The organism is Gimesia sp., assembly GCF_048262075.1.
GTDB lineage: Bacteria > Planctomycetota > Planctomycetia > Planctomycetales > Planctomycetaceae > Gimesia.
In genome coordinates, this window is sequence record NZ_JBLXFK010000003.1 from 184,010 (window position 1) to 204,550 (window position 20,541).

Annotated in this window: 16 protein-coding genes; 7 read left to right on the forward strand and 9 right to left on the reverse strand. The window is 46.8% G+C overall.

Translation table 11 applies throughout. From position 1 onward, the window contains the following. Positions 1–153 precede the first annotated feature (153 nt). Genes ACN0YH_RS08200 through ACN0YH_RS08210 form a run of 3 tightly spaced genes read left to right on the forward strand, consistent with a single transcriptional unit; the run spans position 154 to position 2,907 of the window. A complete protein-coding gene (locus tag ACN0YH_RS08200) occupies positions 154–948 on the forward strand; it encodes a hypothetical protein (protein WP_417379084.1) in 795 nt (264 codons plus the stop codon). A gap of 50 nt (positions 949–998) precedes the next feature. Then, complete coding sequence (locus ACN0YH_RS08205) at positions 999–2,210, forward strand: ABC transporter permease (RefSeq protein ID WP_417379085.1); 1,212 nt, start codon at positions 999–1,001, stop codon at positions 2,208–2,210. Between the two features lie 4 nt (positions 2,211–2,214). Further along, complete coding sequence (locus tag ACN0YH_RS08210) at positions 2,215–2,907, forward strand: ABC transporter ATP-binding protein (protein WP_417379086.1); 693 nt, start codon at positions 2,215–2,217, stop codon at positions 2,905–2,907. 537 nt (positions 2,908–3,444) lie between these two features. Here the strand turns inward: ACN0YH_RS08210 and ACN0YH_RS08215 are convergent. The 6 genes from ACN0YH_RS08215 to ACN0YH_RS08240 form a co-directional block, all read right to left on the reverse strand. Then, positions 3,445–3,903 (reverse strand): thioredoxin domain-containing protein, encoded by a 459-nt coding sequence (locus ACN0YH_RS08215; RefSeq protein WP_417379087.1) that lies wholly within the window; start codon positions 3,901–3,903, stop codon positions 3,445–3,447. Then, positions 3,900–6,023, reverse strand: a complete 2,124-nt coding sequence (locus ACN0YH_RS08220) for a heavy metal translocating P-type ATPase (protein ID WP_417379088.1) — start codon at positions 6,021–6,023, stop codon at positions 3,900–3,902. The genes ACN0YH_RS08215 and ACN0YH_RS08220 overlap by 4 nt, the downstream gene beginning before the upstream one ends. Before the next feature lie 120 nt (positions 6,024–6,143). Then, positions 6,144–6,479: a heavy-metal-associated domain-containing protein gene (locus tag ACN0YH_RS08225; protein WP_417379089.1), complete on the reverse strand. Its 336-nt coding sequence runs from the start codon at positions 6,477–6,479 to the stop codon at positions 6,144–6,146. Between the two features lie 430 nt (positions 6,480–6,909). Continuing rightward, positions 6,910–7,227 (reverse strand): RND transporter, encoded by a 318-nt coding sequence (locus ACN0YH_RS08230; protein WP_417379090.1) that lies wholly within the window; start codon positions 7,225–7,227, stop codon positions 6,910–6,912. A gap of 74 nt (positions 7,228–7,301) precedes the next feature. Next, positions 7,302–10,505 (reverse strand): efflux RND transporter permease subunit, encoded by a 3,204-nt coding sequence (locus ACN0YH_RS08235; RefSeq protein WP_417379091.1) that lies wholly within the window; start codon positions 10,503–10,505, stop codon positions 7,302–7,304. An 11-nt stretch (positions 10,506–10,516) separates the two neighbouring features. Further along, positions 10,517–12,193 carry an efflux RND transporter periplasmic adaptor subunit gene (locus ACN0YH_RS08240; protein WP_417379092.1) on the reverse strand — a complete coding sequence of 559 codons (1,677 nt, stop codon included), beginning with the start codon at positions 12,191–12,193 and terminating at the stop codon, positions 10,517–10,519. Positions 12,194–13,945: 1,752 nt separating this feature from the next. Here ACN0YH_RS08240 and ACN0YH_RS08245 point away from each other — a divergent pair. Then, a complete protein-coding gene (locus ACN0YH_RS08245; protein WP_417379355.1) occupies positions 13,946–15,466 on the forward strand; it encodes a TolC family protein in 1,521 nt (506 codons plus the stop codon). 388 nt (positions 15,467–15,854) lie between these two features. Here ACN0YH_RS08245 and ACN0YH_RS08250 read toward each other — a convergent pair whose 3' ends face one another. The 3 genes from ACN0YH_RS08250 to ACN0YH_RS08260 are packed head-to-tail and all read right to left on the reverse strand — an operon-like array spanning position 15,855 to position 17,756. Next, positions 15,855–16,733, reverse strand: a complete 879-nt coding sequence (locus ACN0YH_RS08250; protein ID WP_417379093.1) for an ImmA/IrrE family metallo-endopeptidase — start codon at positions 16,731–16,733, stop codon at positions 15,855–15,857. Next, positions 16,726–17,103, reverse strand: a complete 378-nt coding sequence (locus ACN0YH_RS08255; RefSeq protein ID WP_417379094.1) for a hypothetical protein — start codon at positions 17,101–17,103, stop codon at positions 16,726–16,728. Before ACN0YH_RS08255 ends, ACN0YH_RS08250 begins: the two co-directional genes overlap by 8 nt. After that, a complete protein-coding gene (locus ACN0YH_RS08260) occupies positions 17,100–17,756 on the reverse strand; it encodes an RNA polymerase sigma factor (RefSeq protein ID WP_417379095.1) in 657 nt (218 codons plus the stop codon). The genes ACN0YH_RS08255 and ACN0YH_RS08260 overlap by 4 nt, the downstream gene beginning before the upstream one ends. Before the next feature lie 277 nt (positions 17,757–18,033). Here ACN0YH_RS08260 and ACN0YH_RS08265 point away from each other — a divergent pair, with 277 nt between their 5' ends. The 3 genes from ACN0YH_RS08265 (at position 18,034) to ACN0YH_RS08275 (ending at position 20,515) form a co-directional block, all read left to right on the forward strand. Beyond that, entirely contained in the window at positions 18,034–18,228 is a 195-nt protein-coding gene (locus ACN0YH_RS08265) for a hypothetical protein (protein WP_417379096.1), read from the forward strand. 439 nt (positions 18,229–18,667) lie between these two features. Continuing rightward, a complete protein-coding gene (locus ACN0YH_RS08270; RefSeq protein ID WP_417379097.1) occupies positions 18,668–19,609 on the forward strand; it encodes a toll/interleukin-1 receptor domain-containing protein in 942 nt (313 codons plus the stop codon). A 135-nt stretch (positions 19,610–19,744) separates the two neighbouring features. After that, positions 19,745–20,515, forward strand: coding sequence for a hypothetical protein (locus tag ACN0YH_RS08275; RefSeq protein WP_417379098.1), 771 nt, complete (start codon positions 19,745–19,747; stop codon positions 20,513–20,515). Positions 20,516–20,541 lie beyond the last annotated feature (26 nt).

Consider the following 20,541-nt stretch of genomic DNA (forward strand, 5'->3'; position numbering starts at 1 on the left):
GTCACAGATTCGTACTTCGAACGTACGAAGTATGGGGGGGAATAGTCTGATTCTAACGTCATTATTGTGCAGAGGCACATTTTGTGTTGCGCTCCCAAAATAGCACATTGAAAAAAATACAATTTAGTAATACAGAACAAGGAGTACGATCTCATGTCAAAACTTTCTGAAAGCGTTTCGTTCAAGCGAAATGGATTTCCACTTTTAATTGCGTGTGCCATTGCCACTTCCTTTGTCACAGTCAGCAAAGCCCAGGAAATCACCAGGGTTGCCACGCTCAGCAAGGTGGAAACTTCCCGAGCCGCTGCGTCGAAGCAGAATAAATATACGTTTATCATGTTCTGGAAAAACCAGGATGATGCCACCAAGGCGATGTGGAACACTCTTCAGCAAAATTTGTCGGACAAAAAAAATAAGACCACTTTCGTCGCAGTCAACACCAACGATCCTGAAGAGCAAAACCTTGTCAAAGAATATGGCGTTTCGCGGGCACCAATGCCTTTGACGCTCGCGATTGCTCCAAACGGGGCGATCACTGGATCTTTTGTGAAAAATATTAACGCCGACTATATCGATCAGTCGTTCGTCTCACCAGCAAAGTCACGTTGCATGCTGACATTACAGAGTCGAAAAATGGTTCTATTGTGCGTGAATCCTGCCGTGAAATCCGAAACGCCGAAGGGTGTGAAGAATTTCAAATCGATCCCCTGTTATCGTGATGTCGTCGAAGTGGTCTCAGTCTCTTCACTAGAGTCGAGAGAAGCTTCGTTTTTGAAAGAGTTAGGAGTTCCACAACAGGATAATAACACCACAGTTGTGTTTATGGCGCCTCCTGGAGTGATGGTAGGTAGGTTCAACGGGAACGTGACTCAGCAACAATTGATCGCTGAATTAAAGAAGGCGGGAAAAAGTTGTGGCGTTGATGGATGTAAACACTGCAAAGAATAGAACACCGTAAATAACAAATCACACCTGATACAAAGGATTGTCTCATGACTATGAGAACGATAATATGGAAGGAACTGCGGGAACGTCCGACCGCTATGATTGCCAGCCTGTTGGCAATCGTTTTGAGTGTGACCGCTTTGGTGGCCATTCGCAACGTAACAATTTTCTCAGAAAAAGAAGTCGCCGGAAAGCTCGATAAGCTCGGCGCCAACGTGCTCATTCTGCCCAAGGGAGTCACGTTGCAAGATTACTATGCAGCAGACATGCATTCGGAAACCATTCCAGAAGAGCATGTGGCTGAGTTAGCACTCTCCGGTTTGACAGGTGTCGAAGCGATTTCTCCAAAGCTGTGCGTTCCGACAATTATTGATGGCCGGAATGTCATACTGACGGGAATTCTCCCCCAGGCGGAAATTCAGAAAATGACTTCATGGCAGGGTGGCATGCTTTTCAAGAAACATGCCGGTTGCAAAGCAAAAATCAATGTTGCCGATACAAAAGCGGACGCTCCAGAAGCATTGGCGGAACGACGTGCACTCCAGGAATTGAATGAAAACGAAGTAATCCTTGGAGCAGACTATGCGGCCGCGAATAGTTTGGCCCCCGGTGATTCGCTAGAACTTCTGGGGGAACAATTTTCTGTTTTGACAACACTGCCTGCGACTGGAACAGTCGATGATGGGCGCATCTTTGCACACCTGCATACAGTGCAACGGCTCACAAAATCTGGAGAAGTTGTCAATATCATTGAAGTAGTAGGCTGTTGCGAAGATGTAGCCAATGGTCTGGTTGCTGATATGCAAACCATTTTGCCAGATACGAAGATCGTTACCATCGCAAACGTGGTCGAGACACAGATTTCGATTAACCGGATGATGACAAACCTATCGTATCTGTTCCTGGCGATTCTGGTTGCCATTGGTGGTGCGAGTATGGCCAGCGCAAGTTTTGCCAACGTCATCGAACGACGTCGAGAAATTGGCACTCTGATGGCATTGGGCGCAACTCCCCGATTTGTAACACAGCTCTTTTTGGCGAAAGCGGTTCTGCTTGGTTTGGCAGGCGGAATTTCAGGATACATTGTGGGAAGTGTGCTCGCTGTGTTCCTCGGACCTTACTTTGCAGACGTTTCGGTTCTGCCCATTCCCAGCTTAGCCTTGCTGGCATCAGGAACGGCTGTTTTGGTCACACTCGTTGCCAGTTATTTCCCCGCCCGTCAAGCGGCGAATCTCGACCCCTGTCTCTGCTTCAAGGAGGTATAATTCCATGTTACAATTTGAATCTGTTCGAAAAGTGTATCGAAATAAACAGGACGAAGTGGTGGCCTTGGATGCCACGAATTTGGAAATTCCGAAGGGAGATTTTGTCGCGATTATTGGTCCAAGCGGCAGTGGAAAAACCACACTGCTTTCTATCTTAGGTGCCATGTCGGCTCCTTCAGAGGGGCGCATCTTACTTGATGGAGAATCCGTTTACGATTTACCGATCAATGCGCGGGCCGAGTTACGACAAAATAAAATTGGGTTTGTGTTTCAAACATTCAATTTAATTCCCTACCTGACAGCAAAGGAAAATGTGCAAGTTCCTATGTTGCTGGCAAAGAAGCATCATGAGCATCAGCAACAAAAGGCAGAAGAGTTGCTCGACAAGGTTGGGTTGAAAGACCGGATGCATCATAAACCCGCGGAATTGAGTGTGGGTCAGCAACAACGCGTTGCCCTAGCACGCATGCTCGCAAATGATCCGGGAATCATCCTTGCAGATGAGCCAACCGGCAACCTTGATCCTGAAACTAAAGATCAAGTCATGTCATTTCTGACGCAGTTCAATGAGGAAGGTCGTACGATTGTGATGGTGACGCATGATTTATCAGCAGCCGAATGCGCGAAAAGAACCCTGACTTTATCTCAAGGAATGATTCGCTCCGAACAGGAAGAACGATTGCTAAAATTAGCATAAAAACCTGCTCTGTACGTCACAATAACACCTTGGGCATTTTTAACTTATGAGAGTGTCCAAGGTTCGTTACGTGTTGTTTGTGAATTAAAGTGGGTTAATGAAACGAAATCAAATGAGGATTGGATATTTGACAATATAAAACTATCTCAATTTAAAACACAATGCCTCAACAGCAAGTTTGAAACGATCAGGAAGTCTTGAAGAGGACACGAGATCGAACTGGTGACGTGCAGCGTTATGATTGTCAGGAACGATACCCCTCGGACAAAGAAACCTCAAAGGCTCGTTCTATTCAACAAAAAGAAACTCTATGTATTCAATGTTTTCGAGATTCTTGATGGCGCGAGAACCAGCATGAATTATAGAAAACCTTTACTGCCGCCGTCTCACGCATACAGACTGCTTTCATCAACAAAAGATGGGTCTTAAATAAGTCCGATTAGTACTTCTGGAAACGTTTAGAAATGAATCAAAAAAGTCTTTCATTAGCGCCAAAGTGTTATTGAAAATTTTGTGGCGGTATTTCTGTGCCATTGACTAATTTTCATAGTTCGTATTGCATCGCCCTCTCCTTACAGCCCGTATAGCTTCGGCCAATGCTTTCCTCGATTGTTCTCCAACCAGACGTTTGACTTCGACGCCTTCGACAAATATCAACAGCATCGGATAGCGATCAACGGCGTACTTTTCAGTGATGAACGGATTTTTGTCGACATTTAGTTCTCCAACTTTGACTTGTCCAGACAGCTCATCAGCTAGTTTTCGGATTGTCGGTTTCATCCGGATGCAAGGCTGACACCACTCGGCCCACATATCAACCAGAACCGGCTGGTTGCTCATCAGAACTTCTCGCTCAAAGTTCTCATCGGTTAGTAACACAGGATCGACTCCGCGAATCAAAACAGACTTCTCGGGGGAAGGATCGCTTTGTTTAGTGCTACAACTGCTTTGAATAAGAGCAACTGCAAGGAGAGAGAAAAGGTAAACGTGTCTCATTCCGACGTTCCTTGAAAACGCAGCATTCTTAGACCGTTGGCAACCACGATGAATTCGCTAACCTCATGCCCCAAGACAGCGACGGGAAGCGTAAACGAACCCGACACCGCGCCGATGACCAGAACAAGAATGACAATAGTAGAAAGAATCAAATTTTGACGAACAATTGATTGATTGCGCTTCGCTAGCCTCAATGCATAGGCGAGCTTCTCCAAATCGTCTGCCATCAGTGCAATGTCGGCTGTTTCCAGCGCGACATCCGTTCCAGCTGCTCCCATCGCAATTCCAACACTAGCTTCCGCCAGTGCCGGGGCATCGTTCACACCATCACCAACCATGGCCACGTGTTGATATTCTGATAACAGTTCATAAAGTTTGGTGACTTTGCCATCCGGTTTCAGACTTGCATAGAAGCAATCAACTCCAGCCTCTTGGGAAACTTGTCTCGCCGTGCGCTCGTTATCACCTGTCAACATCACCACTTTAGAAATACCCATATCGTGGAGCTCCTCAATTGCCTGAGCAGTGTTCTCGCGAACGGTGTCTTTCATCGCGATGGCTGCCCAAGCCTGTTGATCATTGCCGACGACAGCAACCGTTTTCCCTTCGTCTTGTAGTCGGGTGATAACATCCATAAGTGAGGACAGATCGATGGCCAGATCGTCTTCAAATAGTTGTGGCTTTCCGACGTAAATGAGTGTTCCGTCAACGGACGCAGACGCTCCCGCCCCAGTCAGCGAGCGAAAGTCCTCAGCGGAAAGTGGCTGAATGTCTTCATTCCGAACAAATCCGACGATCGCCTTTGCCAGCGGATGTTGACTTAGCCTTTCGATACCAGCGGTCACTGCCAAGACTTTCGCGCGAGGTGGTGTGCCAACCTGATCAGACACCACACAATCAGTGACTGTTGGCTTACCGAGAGTGATTGTGCCAGTTTTGTCTAAGGCAACTACGCGAATTGCGGCCAGTCGCTCGATATACACCCCACCCTTAATCAACACGCCATGTCGAGCAGCCGTTCCGAGCGCTGCAACGAGTGTGACCGGAATCGAGATGACCAAGGCACACGGTGCCGCAGCAACGATGAATATCGTGGCACGAATCGCCCAGTGTGACCACGAAGTACCGTAGAGTAAAGGCGGCAAGAGCGCGATTACGAATCCGATCAACAATACTGCTGGACTGTACCAATTACCGAAACGTTCAATGAAACGTTGGCTTTCACCTTTGCGTTCCTGTGCTTCCTCCACCATTTCAATGATTCGCGAGATCGTATTTTCAGCGAATGCCTTCGTTGCTATGATTTCAAGTGAGCCCTCTCCATTGATGCTTCCGGCGTAGACATCATCTCCCACTTTTTTTTCGACCGGAACGCTCTCTCCAGTGACTGGGGCTTCGTTGAGACTGGAAGCACCAGAGAGGATTTCGCCATCGGTCGGGATGGATTGGCCAGGGTGGACGAGAAACATATCTCCAGATTGCAATTCCTCAACCGGCACCTCACGCTCATTTCCGCTTTCCAGAAGAAAGGCGGTTTTGGGTGTCAAATCCATCAATGCGCGAACGGCGGAGCGAGTCTTTGCCTCGGCGTAACCTTCGAGCGCCTCACTGATGGAATACAAAAAGACCAACATCGCCGCTTCCGCCGGTTGGCCAAGAGCAAAAGCTGAGACAGCCGCACTTGTCATGAGTAATTCTATGCCGACGCGCCACTCAAAGAGTAGATACTCGATTGCTTCGCGACCGAAATGGTAGCCGCCGATTAGAATGGCTGACGAATACAGAATTAGCGGTAACCAATCGGTTGACAGATAGCTGAGTAGCCACCCGCACAACAACAGGACACCCGCGACAACCGCCACAACCACTTTCGCATTTTTCCAAACAGGAGGTGGACCAAGCTGCTCGTCTTGCTTCTGCAGAGGGAAACCAATGTCGTCAAGCTTCGCCTTGACTTCATCCTGTGAGTATTTCTGTTCGTCGGCTGAAATAAGAACGCTACCCGAGGATGCCAGGATTTGCAGGACTTTAATATCAAATTCAGATTCCAAAGACCGCCGCAACCTTGCAGCGTCATGTTCACAATCTAAATTAGCAACTCGGAAACGATATTCTTTCATCTACTTGGCTTAAATTCTTTATTTAATTACCTACAAAAGGTTACGAAACGTATTTGTAAAAGCCGCTGGTGCCAGTGTTTTCTGGCTACAGCGGTCACTCAGTTACAACAATTTATTCATTCACTGCTTAGGTTTTGATGTGAATGTACCGCTGGGACCTTTAAGTTTAATTGGCTTTTTACCCGCTTTTTCGACCGCTTCCCACAATTGTCGCGGTGAAAGTAATGCTTCCGCCTTGGGTATGACAGTGGCGGACTTGGTCTTCAGATCAGTTTTGACGTTAGCAACTCCACGAATTTCCAACAGCTTGGCAGCCACGTTTCTGGCGCAGCCTTCGCAACTGAGCACCTCCAAGGTGATGGTGGTCTTCATTGTTTGGGTCGCTGCCCGGCTTTGACTAATCAAACATGCAGAGAAAGCAAACGTAAGTGCTACACAGAGATATACACGGTACATGATGAAATTCCTTTTTCCAAATTTCCAATGAAACGAAAGGGAAGAGTAGTAGATTTCGAAGTAGATTTGTGTGATTACATGATTGTCTCCTTGGATTACGAGGTTAGAACAATATTCGGTTGAGTAAAACATGGCTGGCTAGCAAGTGATCTCAAAGAGAGCACGGGCTAGCAACTCCGACTACGGGACATGCATATTCTTCTGGTTACGAATGCTTATATCACCTCTTACTCTCTGAATGCGTGGTTTCAACCAGTCTATTTGATTGCGGTGTCCGGCGATTTTCATCTTGCCTACAGGATTTCAAAAACGAACAGCCGCAAATGCAGTCTGGCTGTACGAGCCAGATCACCGCGAGTGTCGTAAAGACGTAGACGGCACGTCGCAGTGCCCGGCTCCAAACCGAGTTAGTCTAAGATTTGCCTGCATCTCACTCTTCAACTTCCGGTTGCGGCGGTTTGTTTCCTGTCTTGGCCTCATAGCGGGCAGCGAACTTGTCGAACCGTGCTGGACTGCAAATGAAGCACTGGGACTCGGGACGCTTGTGCTCTTTGCACCAGTCCCCGGCTTCCTTGAATTTTGCGACCAGCGACGAATCGCATAACGCGCACTCTCCTTCGGGGACGCCATGCTCCACGCACCACCAGCCACCGTGGCTGTGATCGACCTTGGCCGATGCCGGTGAACTGGCTTTACTATCCTGCGATGGCGCACTATCACTACAACCAATAAATCCAAAAACACTCATTACCAATAGCCCAAATAACAGGCCGCTTAAGCAATAATTACCCTGCATCAAATTCTCCTTTCGGCATCGCCGAATCATGGTAAGACCGACATCGAATCGGGCACACACCCAGCTTCTGGTTCGGTCGGTTTGTCTGGTTCAAGACAATGACCATCATCGTCTTCTCCATCATCAAAACTCTCCGTCGGAAGGTTGAACACGACGTAGAGCACTCGTAGTACTAGTAAGCTCATAACCATGGCGCTACAAACGCCACCGATTACCACGGTTGCCAGCGGACGTTGCACTTCTGCTCCCATACCGGTGCTGAATGCCATCGGTACAAATCCGAGACTCGCAACAAGCGTCGTCATCAGGATAGGTCGCAGCCTTGTCATCGCGGCTTCTTCGACAGCATCATCCAGCGAACGTCCTCGCCGTCGTAGCTGACGGATTGTGGACACTAGCAGCATGTCATCAAGCACGGCCACACCTGAAAGCGCGATAAATCCAACAGCAGCCGAAATGGAAAACGGCATATCGCGAATCCAAAGGGCAATAACACCACCGATCCAGGCAAATGGAACACCAGTAAAGACACGCAGTGAATCAATAATGTTACGATAGGTCATGTAGAGCAATGCGAATATCATCAGTAATGCGATCGGAACGACAATCAAAAGCCGCATCTGGGCGCGTTGCAGATTCTCAAATTGTCCGCCCCACTCAATTCGATAGCGACCCGCGGGCAGTTGAATTTTTTCAGCGACCACACGCTGTGCCTCTGCGACAAAGCTACCCAAATCACGACCGCGGACGTTCGCTTCAATAGTAATTCGACGTTGATACCATTCACGCTTAATCGTATTGGGACCTTCCACAGTCTTAATTGTTGCCAATCGCGACAGCGGAATTCGCTCTCCTGAAGGTGTAGCAACGAGAATTTCACTGATCGCTTCGGGATCGGCTCGTGCTGCTTCAGGCAATCGAATAATCAACGGAAAACGTAATTGCCCTTCATACACCTCACCAACGTGATTGCTACCAAGTGACCGGACTAGGTTCATGACTGTTCGAGCGGAAATACCATATCGAGCGATTTCGTTCTGCTTGACATGAATCTGAAGCACCGGCTGTCCCGAAACCTGCTCGACCTTCACATCGGCTGCACCATCGATGGCTTTAAGGGCGCGTTCTACCTCTGCCGCCTTCTTGACCATCAAGTCCAAATCGTCCCCATAAAGGATGGCTGCAACATCTGAACGGACACCCGAAATCATCTCATTCATCCGCATTTCGATTGGCTGTGTCATGGCGAGCCGGGGGCCGGGGAGATCACGCAGTTCTTCCTGAATCAGAATGGTTAGTTCTTCCTGTGTCTCTGCACGCGACCACTGCTCACGTGGTCGCAGTGTTATGAAGAGGTCGGTTAACTCAGTTCCCATCGGATCGGTTGCAACTTCCGCTGTACCAATGCGGCTCCAGACTTGCGCAATTTCATCAGGGAATTTTTCCTTAAGTATTTTTTCCATCTGCGTGTTGTATCGCATCGACTCTTCGAGATTGGTTCCCGCAAGTCGTACTACGTTGATGACGACGGCACCTTCGGACAGCCGAGGCACAAACTCTGTTCCCAGATTAGGAGCAATCAATCCAAAGACCGTGACGAGCAGGCATAAAGCCGATCCGATGACAACGATCTTGTTGTGCATCGTAAACCTCAAGACTGGTGCGTAGAGTCGTTTGAGAAAACGAATCAACAACGGCTCTTTCTCTTCGATTTTCCTTGGCAACATCAAACTTGCCACAACCGGCATCAATGTGAGTGACATAACCATCGAACCAGCAAGAGCCATGATCACAGTCAGTGCCATGGGCCGAAACAACTTACCCTCTACCCCTTCCAGAGTTAGAATAGGTAGGTAAACAATCATGATGATCAGTTCGCCGAACATTGTCGGCTTGCGAACCTCGATTGCTGCATCGCGAATGATTTCCAAACGGCTGCGTCCGTCACGATTATAAGCAAGATGCCGCACACAGTTCTCGATCATTACGACCGAACTATCGACCACGAGTCCAAAGTCGATTGCTCCCAGACTCAGTAAGCTAGCCGCGATGCCAAACCGTAGCATCCCTGAAAAGGCGAATAGCATCGACAGCGGAATTGCCAGAGCTACTATCAATCCAGCTCTAAGATTTCCCAGGAAAATGAACAACACTGCGATGACCAGCAGGCCACCCTCGAAAAGATTTTTCTGTACGGTGTGAATGACGTGGTCGACTAACTCGGTGCGATCATAGACCGTATTTATCGCCACCCCGGCTGGTAGCGTTTCCCTGATCTGTTCCAACTTGTCTTTTAACGCCCATGTCACTTCGTGACTATTCTCTCCCATTAGCATGAAGCCCAAGCCAAGTACTGCTTCGCCACGACCATTGGCTGTTACTGCACCACGTCGAATCTCATGCCCGATTTGCACATGGGCGACATCGCGTACACGGATGGGTACACCATCACGCGCCGTAATGACAACGTTTTCGATTTCCTTGAGGTTCACAGTACGCCCAACACCGTGAACGAGTAACATCTCACTACCATCGGTGATGGTCCCTCCACCGACGTTCTCATTGTTCGCTTGAATGGCTTCGGCAACTTGCTCGAATGTCAAATTATGTTTGATCAATAGGTTAGGATCGAGTCGGACTTGGTACTGCTTTTCGTAACCACCCCAACTATTGACTTCGGCGACACCCCGAACGGATCGCAGCTGAGGTTTCACTACCCAATCATGTAGTGTCCGCAACTCGGTCAGACGATTGATACGTTCTTGTTGGGAAACCTTTGAAAAATCAACACCGTCATATGTCAGTACATAATGAAAGACTTCCCCTAAACCTGTCGAGACTGGTCCCATTTGGGGACGCTGAATCCCTTCTGGAAGCTCAACCCTGCTAAGCCGTTCGTTAACCAATTGCCGCGCAAAGTAGATGTCCACGCCATCCTCAAAGATGACAACCACCTGTGAGAGACCGAACTTGGAAATCGAACGGAGTTCTTCCAGTCCGGGTAAACCACTAATGGCTTGCTCGACAGGAAACGTGATTTGCCGTTCGACTTCTTCCGATGCAAGCGCCGGAGCGATGGTATTGATCTGAATCTGAACAGGTGTAGTATCTGGAAACGCATCAACATCAAGTTGTTGTAACGAAAATATGCCTGCAGCGGCAAACACCACCGTTACCAAAATCACAAACGCACGATGTCGTAGTGAAAAATCAATGAGCCAATTAAGCATCCTTATTCTCCCTATTCCGCTACGCAGGCGCAGCCTTCGCCTAGGTTGTTCTTCAGTAATTGAGCTCGTAGCACGTCGCTACCAGCAGTAGCGATAACTTCTCCCGGCAGAACTCCAGAAATCACCTCCGTGTAATTATTATTTGATGCTCCTAAACGAACTGAGCGAACGTGGAACACTTTGGGACTGTCAGGGCTGTCGAAGTAATGTTTGTCACGGACAAACACGACTTGGCAACAGCCTTCCCAGTGGGATGTCCCGGTTGGAACGACAATCGCGTCTGGTTCTTGTCGCAGAATCACTTCGCCAGTACCAAATGTCTCATTACGAAGCCGTCCCTTCGGGTTCGGCAGCACGGCCCGAACTTGGACCATTCTGGTTTGTTGGTCGGTCGAGGTGCTGATCCAATCGAGTTTGCTTTCGACCTCGTGGCGGCTCCCGTCGGCACGGAAGCGGACGGTCTGGCCAATTGCAAGTTGTTCCATGTGCTCTAAGGGAATATTCAGCGTCAGCCACATCTGACTCATGTCCGCCACGCGGAACAAAATACGTGATGGGTCAACGACCTCGCCGGGTGTCACGGTACGATCAACAACCACACCGTTGATCGACGAGTAAATGGGAAGCAGGTTTGCTGTCCTAATTTCTGCACTCAACTTGGATTGGAATGAGTCAGGTATTCCTAAGAATCGTAGACGATTCATCGCCTCGTGTTCCGATAAACCTCGCAATATTTTGACATCCGCCGGTAAGCCGAGATTTCTGAGCATCTGTTCCGCGCTAACAACCTCTGCTCGCGCCTTTTTGTAGGCGGCTTCTGCAGTCAGCACTAATTTTCCTGGTACTATATTGCGAGCTTTTCTCAACCTCGAAACGTTCTCTTGCTGTAGTTGCTCTTCGGCGAGTGCCTTGAGTAGTCGTATTTTGACTTCACCTACCTGAGTAGCATCGACTATCGCAAGCAACTCTCCTTTTTGAACCCGATCACCAATATTTTTGTGCACGAGCCAGATCGTTCCTGATACGCGTGAGGCCAGTCCTGCTAATCGCGTCGGGTCATAAAGAATCTCACCGCTGCCGGACACTGACTCGATAATAGGTTGACGTTCGACGAGTTCAACATCGACCCCTGCCTGGCGAACTGATTCTACCGAGGCAAACTGAATTCGCGTTTTATAGACCCTGCACTCGCTGTTATTTTCCTTGCGATCACGAAGTGCAAGTGCATGGGCTGCACGCTTGAGATCAGCAGCAAGGACAACGGGCGTTTCCTTCAGTTCTGCAACATCAGGGTGATGTAACGGGCAATTGTGAACGCCATGTTCGGGGCACCATCCGTAGTCCGCTCCCCTTGGCATTAGTGTCGGATCGCATTCGACACATTTTGATTCTGGTACGCTGTGTTCTTCACACCAGTCCGCAACTGACTTTTTTGCTGATCCGGTTAACTCAGCGAATTTTGGCATTTTCCAATCGTAGTGGTGACCAAAGTAAAACACGACTGTGAATGTAGACAGCACAAATAACGGTCCGATCCCACCCAATATGACAGACAGAAGACGCCAGAACGGACCGACACGTTTCGCGTTTTCGGCTGGCTCAACCGCACGTCCGTTAACACATGACTGGGGGGGGGGGGGATTATTGGGTGGTTTTTGCACAGGCGCATCAATAAATGAGTGACTCATCGTAGGACTCCTACTGACTAAACGTGGACAAGCAAGGATGGAGGCAATCACAATCCAAGCGTTAACCAAGGGAATGCACGCCAGCCATAATCATTAACTCAACAAACAATCCAATTACGGACTGAAACGGAGTTACTTTTGCTAGCGAACGGAGGCAGCAGTGGCCTAGAGCAACAAAGAGGCGAAAACGAGGCGAATAGAACGCCCGTTATCAAGGCGAGGCAAATGTACCTCGTGGCGAATCGCGCGAACTTCTGAAAAACTCACGATTTGCATGCAAACTGGAGCAAAGTCGAGTGAAAGCTCAAAGTCCGTGGTCGCTGTCCGACCATTCAATTCGGGTGCGGCTTTGCAAACGCAACCGGAATCGCACGGAAACTTCGAGTCGCAAGGGCAGCCGAATGGCACAGGTGCTTGACGCTCATTGCTGTGGCATGGTCCAGAGTTAGATTTGGCGCAAGCACAGCTAACAGCCTCATCCTGAAGTCCACTACCAATCGCACTTTCGCCCACACAAAAAAGTGGGCAAAGTATCACACGGAATGTGATGAGCGTGATAATGGCTAAATGGAACATTACGAAATAGATCTGCCTTTTTAGATTTGGTGAGGAATCCCTAATTATTTCTGACAAATATATTGTATTTGGGTAAGGAATCCGAGTCAAGGTCATCGTAGAACCAAGCAATCCTAAGACCCAAAAGTTGCATCCTTAATGATGATCGTCTGCTTTTTCCCATTTTCTCCAGCAATTCTTTTCCAAAAACTCGTTTGGAGCGGGTAGTCAGATTCGTTAACTCCTCTCGAATCGGCCTGCGGCGGAGATAGATGAGGAGTTCTTCAGAAAGTCCCATTCTCATAAACTCTTGCATTAACAAGGGGTTAGTTCTAAGCGGATACCAAGCGCGTACACCCACTCGAAGTTGCCGTTCATTTCGATAGTCGTGGCGCTGACATTCCCGATTATGCAGGGTTTACGGCGTAGCAAGCATCTATAAAAAGCTTTATCCCGTGAATCTGGAGTCTTTGTTTATCTTGCACAATTCGAAAAACCGATAAAGGTAGAAGGACGTGGTTTGTCGAATTGCACAAGGAAGGATTGTTCATGGCTTCGTGGCAACGTAAGTTGATTTGCATCAGCTTTTCCACAGTAATTCTTATACAAGCTGTGATGCCATGCCGTGCGCTTACCAATATTTGTGCCAAAATCGTAAATAGTAAAGATACCACTTGTACCTGCTGCGACGATTCCACGTTCTCAGTTCGCAACCAAAGTGTCCATGATCGCTCAGATCAATATCAGGCTTATAAATCGCCAGCACCTTCAAAGAAAACCCCGCACCCACCATGCCCATTTTGCACGGGCACAGCAAATGTGGCACGAGTAGATACAACTGACATCGAACTCCGTTTGGTAAATATCTCCTTGCCAGTCAACCGAGACGCCGTGGCGTATGGCCTACAACCTTGCAAAAGTCAGCAGTCTCGCACAACTTTCACTAAATCCTTTTCCATCGTCGATACACTGGCAAAATATCTTGTATAGACTCCTGTGCAATTAATTATTTCGTTTGCACAATTTATCTTTCAACCAGTTGGTTGATTTCTTACAAGATTTATGGAGTCGGTTATGGAACGGATTCAGATATTTTTCAGATTTTTTTTTGCTCTGCCATGCATATTATTAGTATCGTGTGCCCACAATGAAAAGCCTCGGTACGCAGTTCCATCTACAGGGGTACAAACCTTGGAGATGGAAGAATACAAAGCACACAACAAACGTCAAAGTTCCACAGATATTGCGCCCTTGGTCCCCCCAAGTGATGCCGAAGATATATCTGCAAAGACAGTGGGCTACCTTGATTCATCAGATGATACAGAATTTATTCAGACTTCCGAGGTATCTAACAAATCTGACAGTAATGCTAATCTGGATACACTGATACAAACAACGTTCAATCCAGATTTCAATGCGATTCCACCAGCGCCTGGTGTGGGTGGCGACCAACTTGCAACAGATAAAAATGCCGATCTACAAACTACGGAAGTCGCATTGACGGTCGAAGAATTATTGCAGTTGGCGATGGCAAACAATCCTACCCTGCAACAAGCACTGGCTGTCATCAACAAAGCTCAAGGCATCAAAAAACAGGTTGGGCTTTATCCGAACCCCACAATTGGTTATCAGGGACAGGAAATCGGTGCTGATGGAACTTCTGGAAAACAGGGGGGATACATCTCCCAGACAATCGTTACGGGAAACAAACTGAGTCTCAACCAGGCTGTTGCAGACTATGATATCCAGCAACTTCAGTGGGAACTGGAGACTCAAAAATACCGGGTTCGTAATGACGTTCAATCACAATTCTTTGCATCCCTCGGAGCCGAGCAACGCGTCAAACTTTCTTTTCAATTGGAAAAGATTGCTGAAGAAGGAGTTGAAATAGCTAGTAAATTGTTTGATTCTGGGGAAGGAGCAAGACCAGATATTTTGCAGGCAGAAGTCCAACTCGGCGAAATTCGCATCATTCGTCAGAATGCAGAATATGATCACGAAGCTGCCAGGAAACAACTAGCGAGCTTGGTCGGGAGGCCAGAGTTAACGGAAGCTCCATTGAGTGATGTTCTAAACAATAAATCTACAGATTTAACTTGGGAAGAATCGTATCAGCAATTACAAACAAACAGTCCAGAGTTGCAAGCTGCCTATGCAAAAGTCAGTCGTGCTCGTGAGCAAATCTTTCGCCAGGAATCACAAAATATACCGAATCTAATGGCCCAAATTGGTGTGGCACGCGATAACGAAACCGGCGATGACATTGCGAATGTTCAGGTTGGTATTCCTCTACCAATCTTTAATCGCAATCAAGGCAATATTGATATGGCTGCTGCTGAATATCATCGCTCATTAGGTGATGTAGAACGACTACAGCTCTCACTCCAAGTCCGTCTCGCTGCTGCTTTTCGCGACTACCAAAAGGCCAAGAAGCAAGTGGAACAATATCAGCAGGATATTCTTCCAAAGGCTAAGGAAAATCTTGATCTTACGAGCCAGGGGTATCGTCAACAGCAATTTGATTTCCTGCGAGTTTTGACCGCACGCCGCACATATTTCGAAACGAATATTAAATTCATCAGATCACTTGTCGACCTACGCCAAGCTGAAGTTGCTGTTTCAGGATTGGTACTTTCCGGTGGTTTGAGTAATGTCCGTGATATAAGCCAGGGCGTTGGTGGAGTTGGTAATCGTGGGCAAGCACTAAGCGGTCAGTAGGGCTCCCCTGCTAAGACAAGAATATCAAGCTTTCTATACCGTTTCGGACAGACTAATTCATCATCAACTCGTGAAACTATCGCTGTTTCACGGAAATGTCGTAAAACGACCATTAAACCGTTTCATGTCACTTCGATTTGATCTGAAGTTGATCCATGCCAGTCCAACCGCTCATTTTTGTTCGCGAAAGTCGTCGTTTGCCATACAGTAAACGAAAACGAACCTTAATACCGACTCCATATTCGTCGGGAGAAGTCCTACGTTTTCTTGGAATCAGGTTTGCTCCATTGACTTTGGTTTGGGCTGTCGGCGCTTCGGCTGATCAATTTAGGATAATTGGATCAATGTCGTTTTAGATACGTTGGTGGGGATGACCGACGCAGTCGAACTAGTAGAAATCCGATTCTGGAAAGTCATTCTCGTCTACAAACAGGAATACCCAAATGGTCTTAGTGTATGGAATCGCGAAGTAATGCTCCATCGTGTCGAGGCGTTTCTGATCATAGTCGATCCAGTTTATAACGGCGCCAGTACCACTCCCTTCACGATATTTTGAAAAAGTTGGGTCTTGTCTCGCAAATCTCTGCATCTCACGCCCTTCAACTTCTTCACCTCGGCGAATCCTGTAAGCCCCGATTCGTCGAAATTCCTCGCTGGCCCATCCAAATTGTATCACGCCATCATTGATTGCGATGGTGGCGCAGGGAAAATCTGAGAGCTGAGTCCATCGAACAAGCATCCCAATCAGTGAGACCTGAAAACTTCGCCGAATTTGCTTAATTTTGTCAATTGTGGGAAAATTCGTACTGTTAATATGTGGCCGGAAGAGTCTTGACGGCATCAACAGCCCGCTCGCAAAGCAATCTGCTTGTTGCTCGATTAGTAAGTCCGAGACGAATTCTGTTTGGGATCCGTGGGCTGTGCACGTCGAAACCAGAATTTTACGATGTTCCTCGATGAAGTAGTGTCCCAACTCATGGCATATTGTGAATAGAACCTTCGAATGATGGCATCCGATATGCGGCCATGCGTTGTAACGGGTGTTATAGCAAATTAGGAAACGTGGCCCGATGTACTTAATCCGACCATCGAAAGCGTTCCCAAAGTCGTCTCCTACGGCATGGATCAATCTACGTTCAGCATGTATTATCCTAAGTGGATCAACGGGAGGGGTGTAAAATTCGTAGGCGAGAGCAATCCGTTCACCTTCCTCAGTGGCATGCTGACGTGCAGAGTAGATCTGTTTCCAATCCACACTATCAGCCATCGTTACCACCCTCACCATTATCTTCGTCCGCTTCCTCTGCTGCTTGTTGCTCTAACTCACGCAGCTTCTTCTGCAATTCTGGTGGAACGTCGTCTCCTTTACTCCGAAACATTTCCACCATTTCCCTTAAATCTGTGGTTGAATCATCATGCTGCACTGGTGTCGAACCCTCTTCCCTATCCCAAATCATGGGTTCCTGTCCGCGAATTTTTCGGAGCATTTGATTACTTTTCGATTCCGACAATTCGCACTTCCCCAACGCATCAAGCATCTCTTCAATGCCTTCATCGGATTCGGGACGAAACCCCTTGGGAACTAGGGATCTTCGGACCAGTTTGTCAAACATCTTCTCCTTGTCTTCGATAGTCATCTCCCGACTCCTAACCTTTCAAGGTCGTAGCCTCGTTTTTTCATTTCGCTGGTGATTGTATCCTTGGCTCTCTTCTTGTGCTGACGTATGGTTCCTGCTGGAATGGGAACGCCATTCTTATACTTTTTTCCCAGCTCGCGCCCTAGATCCGAGGCATCCAGCTCAAAGTCCCCTGCAAGCCCATACGCCCAAATCACCGCTTGCTGAATCTCAGAAAGCTGCTGAATTACCTGATAAAGGTCGTCACAAATTTGAGGATGCTTTATCTCAATTTCATCCAAGCGCGAGTCGGAATTATCTTGATACTCTTCAAACTGAGCTTGATCAACTGAAGATTCTAAGTTACGAGATTTCTGCCATTTAAGTCTTCCTGAAACTAGCTCGGATGCTACGTTGTTCGCTATTCGATACAAACACGCTCTAATACTTCGCTGGCCATCGAATTTATGACGCCATTCCCAAAAACGCTTTATGGCTTCAGCAATTACATCTGCCACTTCTTCTGCTGAGAGACGCCGAAATTCGTTTGCGATAGCGCGTTCCAAAGTCCCTGCATCATCCAAAACGAGTTGGCCGAGAACAGATTCATCATCATCCCAAGCCCGAAGGATGATATCTTCGTTCAAATTAGTTGGTTGGGATGCTTTATCCATTGAAGTCATCTCGTTTGATAGCCATGAATCCTCTTCTTATATAAGCGAATTTGCGTTACAGCAAGAAAAATCCGCTCGAATTTCAAGATTCCTGTAACGCCATTTCGCACTACTAGTAGGGAGGTACTTTTTTTCTTATACCACGAGGATGGTCCCCATTTTTAAAAAATCTTAAAAAAGTATCCTTATTTTGGCAACTGGCACGTTGTTATCGACTTCGGTCGATAATCTGGTTGTGAGAACACAAGTATTGAAGTGCATTCAAAAAGGAGTAGATATGAAAAAACTTGAAATCGAGATTAAATGTCCAAACTGCAGCCGTGTACTAAAGCAACGTCTTGATCAAATGAAGAATGGAAGATCAAAACGTTGCACTTGCGGATGTGAAATTGTTTTTGAAGGAAACGGTGGTCCAAGTGCTCAGCGGTCACTTGAAAAATTTGAGCGTGATTTGAAAAGAATTTTCAAATGACACTTGTTGACGACGAGTTCCTAACTACGTATTTCCAGTAATCACATCGAAGTAGAAATGTGGTCTTCGTTAAGAACTTTCATACTAAAAGGAGTTGAAAAGGTGTTGATTAAATTATTTATATGTCAAATGTGCGGCTACCGATTTGAGGTCAAGGTTCTTGACCGACAAGACCCTGACGAAAGGGATGTTCCCGGCTATCCGATCTGCTGCGATAAGTGTAGTAGTTCACGGGTGGAACCGATCCGAATTATTCGACGGGCCGGTTGAGGACCGATCTGCCGCAAAAATTAACCTTAATTATCTGGGTCTTTTGGCTTCATATCCAATACACCGAGTCACCAAAACTGTCGACGATATTTTTAAGATAGTTCCTATTGTCTCTCTTGTGTGTGACAAATCGCACATTTTTGACTCTCTCTTTCACAGGATGTTGTAAATGACTGAGTTATTTTTTTCCTATTCGCATCGAGACGAGGTCATCCGAGATGAATTGGAGACTCACTTGGTTATGCTAAAACGTCAAGCTGTAATCGAAACTTGGCATGATCGTCGAATTGTCGCGGGTGACGAATTCGACGGACAAATTAGTGAACAATTAGAGTCAGCCGATATGATCCTCCTTTTAGTCAGCCCTTACTTTCTTGCCTCGAATTATTGCTATGACGTTGAAATGACGCGTGCGATGGAAAGGCATGAACAAGGATTATCACGTGTAATCCCCGTGATCGTCGATCCTTGCGATTGGCATTCGACACCGTTCGGAAAGTTGCTAGCAACGCCTAAAGACGGTAGACCGATTTCTAAATTTCCAAATGTGCACGATGCATTTTTGCAAGTAACAACTGCCATTCGCCATGCAGTTCAATCCAATACAAAAAGCGGTACTATGCAAAAGATGCCAACTGGAATTGCCCATCTCATCTCGGAAAAACCACGGTCAAGTAACCTTAGGATAAAAAAGCAGTTTTCGGAACGTGACAAAGACAAATTCCGTGAGGAAACATTCCTGTATATTGCACGTTTTTTTGAAGAATCACTCAGTGAATTGGAGTTGAGAAATGATTCAATTGAGACAAATTTCAAACGTATTGATGGGAATACATTTACTGCAACGATTTACGAAGATGGCGGAAGTAAATCCGAATGTTCCATTAGTCTTTCTGGTAGCTTCGGTGGTAATAATATCGTTTACAGTTCTGACAAGTCTAGTCGAGGAAACTCCTTCAATAATATGCTAACTATCGTCGACGATGGCATGTCGCTTGGCTTGTCCGCGTCCACGAATCATGGATTTGGTGACCAAAGTAAGGATCAACTTACGCAACAAGGTGCTGCAGAGATTCTTTGGACAGTTTTGATATCACCCCTACAAGGTTAACAACGAAAGTCGAATAACGACAAAAGGAAATTTCTGAACCACTCCATTAAAGATAGTCCAGAATCTGACTATTTTGATGGTAAAGCGTATTTCACAAGAGCACTAAGCACTACTTGATATGATTGGAGGTGTTTTTTGTCGAAGCTGGATAGTTCCGTAAAAGTTACTCTTGGTCTTGCAAGCCAAGTTTATGACACCAATTGGAACGGTGAAATAATTAAAGATTCTGAGGAAGTTCTTGCCCAGTTAAATTCCACTATGGACATTGATAGTGAGCGTCGAGTTGCATTTAGCATCGTCGCTTCATTACATAAGCAAAAACTAAGAATGCCTGACGAAAAACACATTGGCGATAGGATTGGGTTTCTTACCAGAAAAGCTATTTCCAATTATTTATCAGATTGCTGCAGCATTGAGCTGTTTCAGATTCATAGAATCTCACTCATGGATTATCTTGGGAATCGACTTCCCCAAACGCCAAGAAATCCATCTGAATTTCTTGCTCCATTTCGCTGCACTATTACTACAGAAGTATTCAACTTTTTAAGCAGTCAGTATATCGAATATTCCACAGCTCGCGAGTCGTTTAATCATGCTGTTAAAGAGCTTCGTTCTCTAGCCGATCTTTCTCCTGCCGGACTTAAGCACCATAAGTCCGAAGTATACTCACTTCTTGATTTTATTGGAGAATCATTAGCTTCTGCTGAAGTTGGTCATATGGGAGGGTGGTACAAAGAAAAACAGTCTGGTATCTGCAGTTCATTTGAAGACATGTTTCGTCGAAAACAAGCCAATCATCCGGGTTACAAAAGCTCCCAAGATTATATCACTAGAACTTTATTCTCATATCGTGCCCCAGAGGTTTGGCGTGATCATCCACCAAGATTAAACGCGATTGATGATTGACTTATAGCATGACCTTGTAGAATTCG

What these genes read in the sequence shown, in the direction of transcription:
- ACN0YH_RS08200 (WP_417379084.1), top strand. Translation starts at nt 154, where the DNA reads ATGTCAAAACTTTCTGAAAGCGTTTCGTTCAAGCGAAATGGATTTCCA.
- ACN0YH_RS08205 (WP_417379085.1), top strand. Translation starts at nt 999, where the DNA reads ATGAGAACGATAATATGGAAGGAACTGCGGGAACGTCCGACCGCTATG.
- ACN0YH_RS08210 (WP_417379086.1), top strand. Translation starts at nt 2,215, where the DNA reads ATGTTACAATTTGAATCTGTTCGAAAAGTGTATCGAAATAAACAGGAC.
- ACN0YH_RS08215 (WP_417379087.1), bottom strand. Translation starts at nt 3,903, where the DNA reads ATGAGACACGTTTACCTTTTCTCTCTCCTTGCAGTTGCTCTTATTCAA.
- ACN0YH_RS08220 (WP_417379088.1), bottom strand. Translation starts at nt 6,023, where the DNA reads ATGAAAGAATATCGTTTCCGAGTTGCTAATTTAGATTGTGAACATGAC.
- ACN0YH_RS08225 (WP_417379089.1), bottom strand. Translation starts at nt 6,479, where the DNA reads ATGTACCGTGTATATCTCTGTGTAGCACTTACGTTTGCTTTCTCTGCA.
- ACN0YH_RS08230 (WP_417379090.1), bottom strand. Translation starts at nt 7,227, where the DNA reads ATGAGTGTTTTTGGATTTATTGGTTGTAGTGATAGTGCGCCATCGCAG.
- ACN0YH_RS08235 (WP_417379091.1), bottom strand. Translation starts at nt 10,505, where the DNA reads ATGCTTAATTGGCTCATTGATTTTTCACTACGACATCGTGCGTTTGTG.
- ACN0YH_RS08240 (WP_417379092.1), bottom strand. Translation starts at nt 12,193, where the DNA reads ATGAGTCACTCATTTATTGATGCGCCTGTGCAAAAACCACCCAATAAT.
- ACN0YH_RS08245 (WP_417379355.1), top strand. Translation starts at nt 13,946, where the DNA reads ATGGAAGAATACAAAGCACACAACAAACGTCAAAGTTCCACAGATATT.
- ACN0YH_RS08250 (WP_417379093.1), bottom strand. Translation starts at nt 16,733, where the DNA reads ATGGCTGATAGTGTGGATTGGAAACAGATCTACTCTGCACGTCAGCAT.
- ACN0YH_RS08255 (WP_417379094.1), bottom strand. Translation starts at nt 17,103, where the DNA reads ATGACTATCGAAGACAAGGAGAAGATGTTTGACAAACTGGTCCGAAGA.
- ACN0YH_RS08260 (WP_417379095.1), bottom strand. Translation starts at nt 17,756, where the DNA reads ATGGATAAAGCATCCCAACCAACTAATTTGAACGAAGATATCATCCTT.
- ACN0YH_RS08265 (WP_417379096.1), top strand. Translation starts at nt 18,034, where the DNA reads ATGAAAAAACTTGAAATCGAGATTAAATGTCCAAACTGCAGCCGTGTA.
- ACN0YH_RS08270 (WP_417379097.1), top strand. Translation starts at nt 18,668, where the DNA reads ATGACTGAGTTATTTTTTTCCTATTCGCATCGAGACGAGGTCATCCGA.